The organism is Streptomyces sp. LARHCF249, from assembly GCF_052871255.1.
In genome coordinates this window covers 122,582-134,776 of sequence record NZ_JBIXJQ010000012.1, presented here as the reverse complement: position 1 = coordinate 134,776, position 12,195 = coordinate 122,582, and the positions used below count along the sequence as shown (strand labels likewise).

The 12,195-nt window shown below is 73.7% G+C and carries 10 protein-coding genes; 5 read left to right on the top strand and 5 right to left on the bottom strand.

What is annotated here, in order from left to right; all coding sequences use genetic code 11:
- Positions 1-36: 36 nt before the first annotated feature.
- Complete coding sequence (locus tag ACIPUC_RS29950; protein ID WP_446593600.1) at positions 37-519, bottom strand: SAV_6107 family HEPN domain-containing protein; 483 nt, start codon at positions 517-519, stop codon at positions 37-39.
- 172 nt (positions 520-691) lie between these two features.
- Between ACIPUC_RS29950 and ACIPUC_RS29945 the strand changes: the two genes are divergently transcribed.
- From ACIPUC_RS29945 to ACIPUC_RS29935, 3 genes are read left to right on the top strand one after another with little or no spacing between them, the layout of a single operon-like run.
- Positions 692-1,579 carry an ATP-binding cassette domain-containing protein gene (locus ACIPUC_RS29945; RefSeq protein ID WP_446593599.1) on the top strand — a complete coding sequence of 296 codons (888 nt, stop codon included), beginning with the start codon at positions 692-694 and terminating at the stop codon, positions 1,577-1,579.
- Entirely contained in the window at positions 1,551-3,638 is a 2,088-nt protein-coding gene (locus ACIPUC_RS29940) for a YhgE/Pip family protein (RefSeq protein ID WP_446593598.1), read from the top strand. The genes ACIPUC_RS29945 and ACIPUC_RS29940 overlap by 29 nt, the downstream gene beginning before the upstream one ends.
- A 28-nt stretch (positions 3,639-3,666) precedes the next feature.
- Positions 3,667-4,293 carry a TetR/AcrR family transcriptional regulator gene (locus tag ACIPUC_RS29935; RefSeq protein WP_443298393.1) on the top strand — a complete coding sequence of 209 codons (627 nt, stop codon included), beginning with the start codon at positions 3,667-3,669 and terminating at the stop codon, positions 4,291-4,293.
- 527 nt (positions 4,294-4,820) lie between these two features.
- Here ACIPUC_RS29935 and ACIPUC_RS29930 read toward each other — a convergent pair.
- From ACIPUC_RS29930 to ACIPUC_RS29915, 4 genes are all read right to left on the bottom strand, one after another.
- Entirely contained in the window at positions 4,821-7,235 is a 2,415-nt protein-coding gene (locus tag ACIPUC_RS29930) for a transglutaminase family protein (protein ID WP_446593597.1), read from the bottom strand.
- On the bottom strand, positions 7,232-8,623 hold the full coding sequence (locus tag ACIPUC_RS29925; protein ID WP_446593595.1) for a DUF58 domain-containing protein: 1,392 nt from the start codon (positions 8,621-8,623) through the stop codon (positions 7,232-7,234). Before ACIPUC_RS29925 ends, ACIPUC_RS29930 begins: the two co-directional genes overlap by 4 nt.
- Positions 8,623-9,633 (bottom strand): AAA family ATPase, encoded by a 1,011-nt coding sequence (locus ACIPUC_RS29920; RefSeq protein WP_446593593.1) that lies wholly within the window; start codon positions 9,631-9,633, stop codon positions 8,623-8,625. The genes ACIPUC_RS29925 and ACIPUC_RS29920 overlap by 1 nt, the downstream gene beginning before the upstream one ends.
- A 135-nt stretch (positions 9,634-9,768) precedes the next feature.
- Positions 9,769-10,320, bottom strand: a complete 552-nt coding sequence (locus ACIPUC_RS29915; RefSeq protein ID WP_446593591.1) for a beta-class carbonic anhydrase — start codon at positions 10,318-10,320, stop codon at positions 9,769-9,771.
- 341 nt (positions 10,321-10,661) lie between these two features.
- On the opposite strand from ACIPUC_RS29915, the gene rsmH reads away from it, so the two are divergent.
- Together rsmH and ACIPUC_RS29905 are read left to right on the top strand one after the other, a co-directional pair.
- A complete protein-coding gene (rsmH, locus tag ACIPUC_RS29910) occupies positions 10,662-11,591 on the top strand; it encodes a 16S rRNA (cytosine(1402)-N(4))-methyltransferase RsmH (RefSeq protein WP_446593589.1) in 930 nt (309 codons plus the stop codon).
- Complete coding sequence (locus ACIPUC_RS29905) at positions 11,588-12,121, top strand: hypothetical protein (protein WP_446593587.1); 534 nt, start codon at positions 11,588-11,590, stop codon at positions 12,119-12,121. The genes rsmH and ACIPUC_RS29905 overlap by 4 nt, the downstream gene beginning before the upstream one ends.
- The last annotated feature ends 74 nt before the right edge of the window (positions 12,122-12,195 follow it).

Below are 12,195 nucleotides of genomic sequence, written 5' to 3'. Positions count from 1 at the left end.
CCGGCCCCACCCTATTGCCTTCCGCACCCAGTCAGCTCATCCCGCCTCGGGACGTTCCGGACGGGGCTGCGGCAGGGTCTGCCGCGGTGGCTGGATCGCGAGCATCCGCTCCACCAGGCGCAGGAACATCGAGACCGCACGCACCAGATCGTCCGCGTCCCGGCTGCTGGCCGCATCCGGTATCCCCGCCTCCGCCCGCGCCCGGCGGGCCGCGCCGGAGGCGAAGAGCGCGCTCCACTCGGCCAGCTCCGGCGCTATCTCCGGCAGCACCTCCCACGCGCTGCGGATCCTCGGCCGCCGCCGGGGGTGCACCGGTTCGGGCCGCCCGCGGGCGGCGAGCACCGCCGCGGCGGTGCGCAGCGCGGCCAGGTGGGCGGTGGCGTACCGCTCGTTGGGCCGGGAGAGCAGGGCGGCCTCGGTCAGGCCGTTGCGGGCCTTGGCGAGCAGGTCGAGGGCTGCCGGCGGAGCCGCCGACCTCCGCAGGACGGGATGGACAGGGGACGGGGACGGTGTGGCCATGACGAACCTCCTGTCGTTGCGTTGCCTCCATCGTGACCGGCCCCACTGACAATCGCCCTGACCTGCGATTTTGGGGGTTCTGTGGAGGTAACTGCCCCCCGCTGCCCTCCTGATGCCGAGGGAGCTGGTACTTTTTGAACTGACCGGTCAGTTCAAAAAGAAGGGGGACGGCGTGGACAGCCCGCACGGCGCGGCCGTCAAAGCCGAGAACTTCGGACTCAAGGGCCCGCGCGGCTGGGCCTTCCGGGGCATCGGCATCGACGCGGAGCCCGGCTCGCTCATCGCGGTCGAAGGCCCCTCCGGCAGCGGCCGCACCTGCCTGCTCCTGGCCCTCACCGGACGGATGAAGCCCACCGAGGGACACGCCGAGGTCGGCCGGCACCGGCTGCCGAAGAGGATGGCCGCGGTCCGCCGGATCGCCGCCCTCGGACCGGTCTCCGGGGTCAACGAGCTCGACCAGGCCCTCACCGTCGCCGAGCAGCTGCGCGAGGGCGCCCTGCTCCAGCGCCGCTACGAGGGTCCCGTCCGCGCCCTGCTGCGCCCCCGCTCCGAGCGCCGCGCGAGCGCCGCCGCCCGGATCGACGCCGCGCTGGACGCAGCGGGCCTGGACCTCGCCACGCTGCCCAAGGGGCTGCGCACCTCCGTACGGGACCTGGAACGCCTGGAGTCCGTACGGCTGTCCGTGGCCATCGCCCTGCTCGGCTCGCCGCGGCTGCTGGCCCTGGACGACCTCGACATCAAGCTCTCGGACGCCGAGCGCGCCGAGGCCTGGGCCCTGCTCCGCCGGGTCGCCGCGGCGGGGACCACGGTCCTCGCGGTGTGCAGCGAGGCCCCCGACGACGCACTCGTCCTGCGGGCCGGCCCGCAGGAGTCGGCCGCCGGGGCCGAGGCCGGCCCCGGCACCCAGAACGACGGCACCCAGAACGACGGCACCCAGAACGACGGCACCGAGAACGACGGCACCGGCACCGACACCGAGAACCACGGCACCGGCACCGACACCGAGAACGACGACACGAAGGGGACGGACGATGCGCTCGCCGAAGCTGGCCGCGCTTGAGCTGAAGCGGTTCGGACGGGGGAAGCTGCCCCGGGCCGCCCTCGTCGCACTGCTCCTGCTGCCGCTGCTCTACGGAGCCCTCTACCTCTGGTCCTTCTGGGACCCGTACAGCCGCCTCGACAAGGTGCCGGTCGCCCTCGTCAACTCCGACCGGGGCGCCACCGTCGACGGCAAGCGCGTCGAGGCCGGTGACGAGATCACCAAGAAGCTCCACGACAGCAAGACCTTCGACTGGCGCGAGGTCAGCGCGCAGGAGGCCGCCAAGGGCCTGGAGAACGGGACGTACTACCTGTCCCTCACCATGCCCGCCGACTTCAGCGAGAAGATCGCCTCCAGCTCGGGGGAGGACCCCGCCACCGGCGCCCTCCAGGTCCGCACCAACGACGCCAACAACTACATCGTCGGCTCGATCTCGCGCACCGTGTTCTCCGAGGTCCGCTCGGCGGCGTCCACCAACGCCTCCCGCGGCTTCCTCGACAAGATCTTCGTCAACTTCTCCGACCTGCACGACAAGACCGCCGAGGCCGCCGACGGCGCCGACAAGCTCAAGGACGGCGCGGGCAAGGCCCAGGAGGGCGCGAAGGAGCTGGCCGACGGCCTCGACACGGCCAAGGAGAAGACCGGCGAGCTCGCCGGCGGCCTGCAGAAGCTCAACTCGGGCGCCGCCAAGCTGGAAACCGGCTCCAAGGACGTCGCGGCCGGCACCCAGAAGCTCGCCGACAAGGTCAACGGCGCCGCCGACAAGGCCCGCCCCTTCGTCCAGGACCCCAAGAACCTGGCGGACACCGCCGAGCTGGTCGCCGACACCGCCAAGGTGGTCAACAACCACCTCGACTCCTTCGCCGGCAAGGCCCCGGCCGCCGCCTCCGCCGCCAAGAAGGCCTCCTCGGGCGCCGACGCCTACTACACCGAGCACTGCGTCACCCCCGGCAAGGAACCGCACCTGGCCTCCTGCCCCGACCTGAAGAGGATCAAGGACGACGCGGCCGAGGCCGCCGAACTCACCGGCGACCTCAGCACCCTCGTCAAGAACGCGAACGGCGACGTCGCCAAGCTCCGCACCCAGCTGACCGACCTGGAGAAGAAGGCCCGCCTCCTCGTCGACAAGGCCCCCGGCCTCGCCTCCGACCTCAACGCGGCCGTCGCCCAGGTCAACGCCCTCAACGACGGCGCCCACCAGGTCGCCACCGGCATGGCCCAGCTGCACACCGGCATCGGCACCGCCACCACCGGCTCCGGCGCCCTCAAGGACGGCGTGGGCAAGCTCGGAGACGGCGCGCACAGCCTGAGCGGCGGCATGTACAAGCTCGTCGACGGCAGCGGCGAACTCGCCGGCGGCCTCCACACGGGCGCCGACAAGATCCCCGACTACGACCAGCAGCAGCGCGACGCCCGCACCGAGGTCATGGCCGACCCGGTACGGCTCGCCAACCAGTCCCTGCACAAGGCGCCCAACTACGGCACCGGCTTCGCCCCGTACTTCATCCCGCTCTCCCTCTGGGTCGGCGCGATGGTCGCCTACATGCTCGTCACCCCGCTGAACCGGCGGGCCCTGGCGGCCGGCGCCTCGCCCTGGCGGATCGCGCTCGCCGGCTGGCTGCCCGTGGCCGGCCTCGGCGCCGCGCAGGTGGGCCTGCTCATGTCCGTACTCCACTGGGGACTCGGCCTGGAGATGGCCCGCCCGGCCCTCACCGTCGGCTTCCTGATGCTGGTCACCGGCTGCTTCGCGGCCATCGTCCAGTGGCTCAACGCCAAGTTCGGCGCCGCCGGGCGGATCCTGGTGCTCGCCGTCCTGATGCTCCAGCTGACCTCCGCGGGCGGCACCTACCCCGTGCAGACCAGCCCCGGCTTCTTCAACGCCATCCACCCGTACCTGCCGATGTCGTACGTCGTCGAGAGCCTGCGCCGCCTCATCACGGGCGGCGACCTCGCCCCCGTGTGGCAGGGCGGCGCGGTCCTGGTGGCCTTCACGGTGGGAGCCCTCGCCCTCACCGCGCTCGCCGCCCGCGGCAAGCAGGTGTGGACCATGGACCGGCTGCACCCGGAACTGAGCCTCTAGGAGCCGGTGACCTGTGAGAATCAGCGCCATGGAAAGCAGCAGCACCTCCGCCGCCGTCGGCAGCCGTCGGCAGGCGACCCGCCAGAAGCTCTACGAAGCGGCCGTGACCCTGATCGCCGAGCAGGGCTTCTCCGCGACCACGGTCGAGGAGATCGCCGAGCGCGCGGGCGTGGCGAAGGGCACCGTCTACTACAACTTCGCCAGCAAGAACGACCTCTTCGAGGAGCTGCTGCGGCACGGGGTGGGGCTGCTGACGGTCTCGCTGCGGACGGCCGCGGAGGAGACGGAGGCGCGCGGCGGCAGCCGCGTCGAGGCGCTCGACGCGATGATCCGGGCCGGCCTCGTCTTCATCGACCGGTACCCGGCCTTCACGCAGCTGTACGTCGCCGAGCTGTGGCGGACCAACCGGGCGTGGCAGTCCACGCTGATGGTGGTCCGGCAGGAGGCGGTGGCCGTGGTGGAGACGGTGCTGCGGGAGGGCGTCGAGCGCGGGGAGCTGAGCGCCGAGATCGACGTGCCGCTGACGGCGGCGGCGCTGGTCGGGATGGTGCTCGTGGCCGCGCTGGACTGGCAGTCGTTCCAGAGCGAGCGGTCCCTCGACGACGTGCACTCGGCGCTGTCGCTGCTGCTGCGGGGCCGGGTCAGCGGACACTGACCCCCCAGTCGGCGGTGCCGCCGGGGCGGCGGAGCCCGTACAACTGGTGGGGCCTGCCGGGGCGGCTGAGTATCCGTACCTAGGCACGGAGATGAGTACCCGCGCGGATGGCCCCCGCCTGCGCGGACGTCAGACTGGGGGCCAACGGACAGGAGGCCCGGTCCGCACCGCCGACACGGGGCTGCGGAGCGGACCGGGTACCTCCTCCGTGACGCGGTACGCGAACGCGGCGGGGCTCGGGGGGATCGAGCCTCGCCGCGTTCGCGCATCCGCGGGGACCCCGGCCCAGGTCGTGCCCTGGCGGGCCTCAAAGATCGGGGCTCCGCCCCGGACCCCGCGCCTCAAACGCCGGCGGGGCTGGATTTGGCCGGCGCCGGCTCAGAAGTGCGCGCAGCGCAACCCTGAGCCCGGCGGGGCTGGATTGCCGCGGAGCGGCAATTTCAGCCCCGCCGGCGTTTGAGGCGCGGGGCCCGGGCGGAGCCCGGTTTCGGGAAGGGGCGGGGTGGGGGAGAGCCCCGCAGGGAAGCTCAGCCGCGGCCCCGGGCCGGGAGGCGGAGGCGGATCGCGGCCAGCCGGGTGGATACGGCCGAGGCCAGGGCCGACCAGCGGCGGGACACCGACCAGGCGAGCCGGGCCGCCGAGCGCGGCAGCAGCAGGGCGCGGAGCCGGGCCAGGCGGCCGACCCCGGCCAGCAGCCCCGCACGGGCCAGCAGGACGTCGTCCGCCAGCCCCGCGTACGCACCGGCCGCGCCCGGCGGCGCGTACAGGGCCCGCTCGAGCGCCCCCGCGACCCGGTGCACGGCGCCCGCGGCCTCGGCGTCCAGCCGCCCCAGCTCAGCCACCCGCACGGCCGCCCGACGCGGCGACAGCGCCTCGTCCGGCCGCACGCCCACGTCCCACGCGGCGTCGCCCAGCTCCCGCCACGCCGCCGGCACCTCGCCGGAGCCCAGCCGCCGGGCCCGCACCCGGCCGCGCCACAGCATCGGCAGGAGCGGCAGACCCAGCACCGCCGCCACCACCCCGGCCCAGCCGAGCAGCGCCGGCACCGACGGCCCGCCGCCACCGGACGCGCTCTGCTTCGGCGCGGCCGCACCGCACTCGCCGAGCTTCTTCAGCTCCGGAGGGCAGTCGTCCGTCTTCGACGGCGCGGCAGACGGCTGCGCCGCGCCCTGCGACGGCAGCGCGGCCGGCGCGGACGGCTGGGCCGCCGGGGCCTGCACCCTCGAGTAGTCCGGCACGTTGATGCCCGCCCGGGGCGTCGGCTCGAACCGCGTCCACCCCACGCCCTCGAAGTACAGCTCCGGCCAGGCGTGCGCGTCCCGCATCGACACGTTGACGCTGCCGTCGGGCTGCTTCTCGCCCGGGGTGAAGCCCACCGCCACCCGCGCCGGGATGCCCAGCGAACGGGACATCGCCGCCATCGAGAACGCGAAGTGGATGCAGAAGCCCTCCTTGTCGGCGAGGAACCGGGCGACCGCCCCCGGCCCCGTGCCCGAGGCCGTCTTCGTGTTGTAGCGGAACCCGCCGTTCACCGCGAAGAAGTCCTGCAGCTTCACGGCCCGCGTGTAGTCGTCCTTCGCCCCCTGCGTCACCTGGCGCGCCGTGTCCGCGACCACCTGCGGCAGGTTGTCCGGCAGCTTCGTGTACTCGGCGCGGACCGCCGGATCCGGCTCGGGCGCGGTCCGCAGCTGCTGCGCCGTCGGCTTCAGCAGCAGGCTCCGTACGGAGTACTGCGCGCCCTGCACGTTCTGGAACCTGTCCTTGCCCAGCTGGTCCCCGACCAGGGTCCGCCCGGCCGGCTCGAACCGCCACCTCCCCTTGATGTCCACCGAGGTCGCCGGGTACGGCATGGGCAGGTAGCGCTGGGTGTAGTTGTCGGCCGCCGACACGTTGGTCTGCACCTCGGCCGCGGCCTGGCGGATGTTCCCGCCGAGCCCCGGCGGATTCGGCAGCTGCGGCGGGACGTCGGTCAGGGCCCGCCCGGAGGCCTCCCACTTGACCCCGTTGAACTCGTCCAGCGCCAGGATCCGCAGGTACTGCTCACCCTGCTGGGGATTGTCCGTCCGGTACTTGAGCACCACCCGGTTGTCCTGCGCGTTCAGGTTGCTCTGCAGGGAGACCAGCGGGTTCACCGCCGAGATCGTCCCGCCCACACCGCCTTCGGCCTCGCCGTCGCCCGGCCCGCCCAGCAGCCCGCCGCCGAGCGCGGGCAGCGCCGCCGGTACCGCCAGCGCCAGGCCCAGGGCCATCGCGCCGATCCGCCGGCCGGTCCGCACCGGGGCCGTGAGCCGGCCCTCCTTGCCGCCGCCCAGGCCCGAGGCGGCCGACACCCGCTCGCGCGGGGCCGCGCCGAAGACCCGGCCCCACTGCGCCAGCCGGTCCCGGCTCTCGGCCAGCAGCAGCATCAGGTAGCCGCAGCCCGCCAGCAGGAAGGAGAACCAGGAGGCCTCCCCGCCGCCCGACAGGCCGGCCGCCACCGAGTACAGCGCCAGCAGCGGCAGCCCCGCCGCGGCGGCCGTCCGCAGGGTCACCGCCAGGGCGTCCACCAGCAGCCCGATCAGCAGCACCCCGGACACCAGCAGCAGCCGGATGCCGTCCGTCAGCGGGGCCGGGATCGCGAACTCGCCCACGTCCTGCACGCCCCGCTGGAACAGCGCCCCGAAGTCCGTCACCAGGTAGGCCAGCGGCCCGTTCCCGGTCGACTCGCCCTTCCCCGCGAAGAGGACCGTGAGGATCAGCAGCGACGCCAGCAGCTGCACGGCCACGGTCAGCGACCGCGCCAGCGGCACCCGCCGGGCGCCGGCCCCCACCGCGCTCTGCACGGCCAGCAGCAGCGCCGCCTGGAGCAGCCAGCCCGCCGATTCGACCAGCGGCACCATCGACCACGCGGTGAGCAGCGTCGCCAGCGCCGCGAACAGCGTCACCCTCGCGCGCCCGCTCATACCCGGCCTCCAGAGGTTCCCGTACCGAACGCGGTGGTCCCGGCATGCCGCCACAGCTCGCCGAAGGCGACCCCGGGCGGGGCGGCGAGCGCCGTCCAGCCCGCGTCGCGCAGCCTGCGCAGCCGCTGCTCCACCGGGGGCAGGCCATGGTCCCGCGCGGGCTGCCCGGCCCAGGTCGCGGAGTCCAGTACGAAGGCCACCGCGCCCCCGGTGCGCTGGCGCATCGTGGCCGCCAGCTCGGTCTGTACGTCGTCCAGGTCGCCGAAGAAGGCGATGAGGAGCCCGTCGCCGCCGGCTTCGCCGACCCCGCCGAAACCGCCACTGCCGCGCACGGCGTCGTAGGCCCGGGAGAGCCCGGCGCCGTCCGAGTGCCCGACGACCGCGAGGGTCTCCATCATCAGCCCGGCGGCCTCCGCGGACTCGTGCCCGCCCGAGGAGAACCCGCCACCGCCCAGACCGGGCACGCAGTCCCCGGTGTCGGTGAGCAGCCGGACCGCGTAGCCCTGCTCCAGCAGGTGGACCAGGCTCGAGGCGGCCGCGGAGACGGCCCACTCGAAGGCGGAGTCGGGACCGGCGCCCTCGAAGGCCAGCTGCCGGGTGTCGAGCAGGACGGTGGCCCGGCTGCGCTGCGGCTGCTCCTCGCGGCGGACCATCAGCTCGCCGTAGCGGGCGGTGGAGCGCCAGTGCACCCGGCGCAGGTCGTCGCCGCGCCGGTAGCCGCGCGGGATCACGTCGTCGTCGCCGGCCAGCGCCAGCGAGCGGCGCGATCCGTCGCCGTAGCCGGAGGACTCGCCGGACAGGCGCACCGGCGGCAGGGGCTCGGTGCGCGGGATGACGGTGAGGGTGTCGAAGGTGCTGAACGAGCGGGTCAGCTCGACCAGCCCGAAGGGATCGGCCAGCCGCAGCTGGAGCGGGCCCAGCGGGTAGCGGCCGCGCAGGTCGGAGCGGACCCGGTAGGACACCTCGCGGCGGCCGCCGGGCTCGACCCGGTCCAGGACGAAGCGCGGGCGCGGGCCCAGGACGTACGGCACCCGGTCCTGGAGCATCAGCAGGCCGGTGGGCAGCCGGGAGGGGTTGTCCATGCGCAGCTGCACCCGGGCCTCGGCGCCCGCGGAGACCCGCCCGGGGGTCAGCCGGCGGCTGCCGGAGACCCGGTAGCGGGTGCGGTGCAGGGCGTAGACGCACAGCAGCGGCAGCAGGGCGAGGAGCAGTCCGACCCGGAGCAGTGCGCCCTGGCCCAGCACGTACGCGCACACGGCCGCGGCGATCCCGGCGGCCAGGAAGGAGCGGCCGCGGGTGGTCAGGCCGGAGAGCGACGCGCGCAGTCCGTTGCCGCCCTGGCCGCGATCGCCCCGGCCGCCGGCGCCGCGCGGGGCACCGGCGCTCATCAGAAGCCCCGGATGCCCGCGCCGGGCGGCATTTCGCCCCGGGCGTGTGCGGCCGGGACCGGGGTGCGCTGGAGGATCTCGCCGACGACCTGCTCGGCGGTGCGCCGGTTCAGCTGGGCCTGGGCGGTGGGCAGCAGCCGGTGCGCGAGGACGGGGCCGGCCAGTGCCTGGACGTCGTCGGGCAGGACGTAGTCCCGGCCGGCCAGCGCGGCCGAGGCCTTCACGGCGCGCAGCAGGTGCAGGGTGGCCCGGGGCGAGGCGCCCAGGCGCAGGTCGGGGTGGGTGCGGGTGGCGGCGACCAGGTCGACGACGTAGCGCCGGACGGGCTCGGCCACGTAGACCTCGCGGACCGCCTCGATGAGCTTGACGATCTCGTGGGCGTGCGCGACGGCCGTCAGGTCGTCGAGCGGGGAGAGCCCGCCGTGCACGTCGAGCATCTGGAGCTCGGCCTCGGGGCTCGGGTAGCCGACGGAGACCCGCGCCATGAAGCGGTCGCGCTGGGCCTCGGGCAGCGGGTAGGTGCCCTCCATCTCCACCGGGTTCTGGGTGGCGACGACCATGAACGGGCTCGGCAGCGTGTACGTCGTCCCGTCGATGGTGACCTGGCGCTCCTCCATCGACTCCAGCAGCGCCGACTGGGTCTTCGGCGAGGCGCGGTTGATCTCGTCGCCGATGACGATCTGCGCGAAGATCGCGCCGGGCTTGAACTCGAACTCGCGGCGCTGCTGGTCGTAGATGCTGACGCCGGTGATGTCGGAGGGCAGCAGGTCCGGCGTGAACTGGATGCGCTGCACCGAGCAGTCGATGGACTTCGCGAGCGTCTTGGCGAGCATGGTCTTGCCGACGCCGGGGACGTCCTCGATCAGCAGGTGCCCCTCGGCGAGCAGCACGGTCAGCGCGAGGCGTACGACCTCGGGCTTGCCCTCGATCACGCTCTCGACGGAGTGGCGCACCCGCTCCGCCGTGCTCGTCAGATCCGCGAGGCTCGCTCGGTCGTCATACGTCGTCACCTGGTACTCCTCGGCCCATTTCCAGGGCCGACGCCTTGGCGCATGACCGGCCCACCCCAAACACGGACACCGGACCCGGGGGGTTCCCGGGGGGCGTCTCCCCGCATTGTTGACGGCGTTACGGCCTTGTGTCACTCAAGAGCTCGGATCGATCTCCCGCAGGAGGCCCGTGTGCACATCGAAGACGAAGCCTCGCACATCGTCCTTGTGGGGCAGGAACGGGTTGGTGCGCACCCGCTGCATGGACTGGCGGACGTCCTGGTCCACGTCCCGGAAGGCCTCCACGGCCCAGGCGGGGCGCTGGCCGACCTCGTCCTCCAGCTCGTGCCGGAAGTCCTCGGTCAGGCTTTCGAGACCGCAGCCGGTGTGGTGGATGAGTATGACCGCGCGGGTGCCGAGGGCCCGCTGGCTGATGGTGAGCGAGCGGATGGTGTCGTCGGTGACCACGCCGCCCGCGTTGCGGATGGTGTGGCAGTCGCCGAGCTCCAGGCCGAGGGCGGCGTGCAGGTCGAGCCGGGCGTCCATACAGGCCACGACGGCCACCTGGAGGACGGGCCGGGCATCCATGCCGGGATCGGCGAATTTCGCGGCGTACCGCCGGTTCGCCTCGACCAGCCGATCGGTGACGGAGCCGGCGCCGGCCGCCAGGGGCGCGGAGTCGGCGGGCAGGGGTACGGAAGTCGTCATGGATACGACGGTAGTGGTCACAGCCGGTACGGGCATCGAGTGAGGGTGGACAAAGAAGGTCAACAAGCCTTGTTGTGAGCTAACCCACAGGAGTGGGGAGGAGGCCGCCGTCCGAGTGATTCGCGGCATTTGCGGGTTCGCCGGCAGCCGTCCGCACGCCGCGCGGGGCGGTTCGTTGACCGCGGCGACCGTTGCACTAAAGTGACGCGAACCGGCCGGAGCCCGGCCCTGACCGGCCGCCCGGCCCCTTGGTAACACTCCGCGTGCGCGGCGCGGCGTATGCCGGCCGCGCCGTTATCTGAGAGGGCGCTTTGACTAGCGAGTCCCGACATGTCCCGGTGATGCTCCAGCGGTGCCTGGACCTGTTGGCCCCGGCGCTGGAGAGGCCCGGGGCCGTCGTCGTCGACTGCACCCTCGGCCTCGGCGGCCACAGCGAGGCCCTGCTGACCCGGTTCCCCGAGGTCCACCTGATCGGCCTCGACCGCGACAAGGAGGCCCTGCGGCTCTCCGGCGAGCGGCTCGCCCCCTTCGGCGACCGGGCCACCCTCGTCCACGCGATCTACGCCGACCTCGCCGAGGTACTCGACAACCTGGGCATCCCGACCGTCCAGGGCATCCTGTTCGACCTCGGCGTCTCCTCCATGCAGCTGGACGAGGCCGACCGCGGGTTCGCGTACGCGCAGGACGCTCCGCTGGACATGCGGATGGACCAGACGACGGGCATCAGCGCCGCCGAGGTGCTCAACACCTACGCGCCGGGCGAGCTCGTACGGATCCTGCGCCAGTACGGGGAGGAGAAGCAGGCCAAGCGGATCGTGTCCGCGATCGTCCGGGAGCGGGAGAAGGAGCCCTTTACCAACAGCGCCCGGCTCGTCGAACTGATCCGCGACTCCCTGCCGCAGGCCGCCAAGCGGACCGGCGGCAACCCGGCCAAGCGGACCTTCCAGGCGCTGCGCATCGAGGTCAACGGGGAGCTGTCGGGGCTGGAGAAGGCCATTCCGGCGGCGGTGGACCGGATCGCGGTCGGCGGTCGGATCGCCGTGCTCTCGTACCACTCGCTGGAGGACCGGCTCGTGAAGCAGGTCTTCGCGGCGGGCGCGACCTCGACGGCCCCGCCGGGGCTGCCGGTCGTCCCGGAGAAGTACCAGCCGAAGCTGAAGCTGCTCACGCGCGGCGCCGAGCTGCCGACCGAGGAGGAGATCGCCGAGAACCGGCGGGCCGCCCCGGCGAGGTTCCGCGGGGTCGAACGCATCCGGGAGGCGCGGCTGTGACCAAGGCCGGGAAGGCCGTCACGCGCCTCGGCCGGGCGATCGGCGGGCGGCCCGTCCGCCCCCGGCCGGGGCCGAGGCCCGGCGGGCAGGCGGCGCGGATGCCGTTCGTCCTGCTGGTGGTGGCGCTGCTGGCCGGCGGGCTGATCAGCCTGCTGCTGCTGAACTCGGCGCTGAACGAGGGCTCCTTCCAGCTGAGCAGGCTGAAGAAGGAGACCACCGTGCTCACGGACGAGGAGCAGGCGCTGCAGCGCGACGTGGACGGCTACTCGGCACCGGACGCGCTGCAGCGGCGGGCGCAGGAGCTGGGTCTCGTGCCGGGCGGCAGCCCGGTCTTCATCGGCCCGGACGGCAAGGTCGCCGGCACCCCGGCCGCCGCCGAACCGCCGCCCGCGCCGTCGCCTCCGCCGTCCGCGTCCCCGGCCTCCCCGGCCTCCCCGGTCCCTCCGGCCTCCCCGGCCGCCACGCCGGCCCAGGGGGGCGCCCCCCAGTCCCAGCTCCCGCAGCAGCCCACCCCCAACCCAGGCAGGTGACGTCGTGACGCCGATGGCAGGCGGTTCCGCGGTGCCGTTGCGCAGCCCTGCGGGGCCTTTCCCCACCCCGCCCT

What these genes read in the sequence shown, in the direction of transcription:
- ACIPUC_RS29950 (WP_446593600.1), bottom strand. Translation starts at nt 519, where the DNA reads ATGGCCACACCGTCCCCGTCCCCTGTCCATCCCGTCCTGCGGAGGTCG.
- ACIPUC_RS29940 (WP_446593598.1), top strand. Translation starts at nt 1,551, where the DNA reads ATGCGCTCGCCGAAGCTGGCCGCGCTTGAGCTGAAGCGGTTCGGACGG.
- ACIPUC_RS29935 (WP_443298393.1), top strand. Translation starts at nt 3,667, where the DNA reads ATGGAAAGCAGCAGCACCTCCGCCGCCGTCGGCAGCCGTCGGCAGGCG.
- ACIPUC_RS29930 (WP_446593597.1), bottom strand. Translation starts at nt 7,235, where the DNA reads ATGAGCGGGCGCGCGAGGGTGACGCTGTTCGCGGCGCTGGCGACGCTG.
- ACIPUC_RS29925 (WP_446593595.1), bottom strand. Translation starts at nt 8,623, where the DNA reads ATGAGCGCCGGTGCCCCGCGCGGCGCCGGCGGCCGGGGCGATCGCGGC.
- ACIPUC_RS29915 (WP_446593591.1), bottom strand. Translation starts at nt 10,320, where the DNA reads ATGACGACTTCCGTACCCCTGCCCGCCGACTCCGCGCCCCTGGCGGCC.
- rsmH (WP_446593589.1), top strand. Translation starts at nt 10,662, where the DNA reads ATGCTCCAGCGGTGCCTGGACCTGTTGGCCCCGGCGCTGGAGAGGCCC.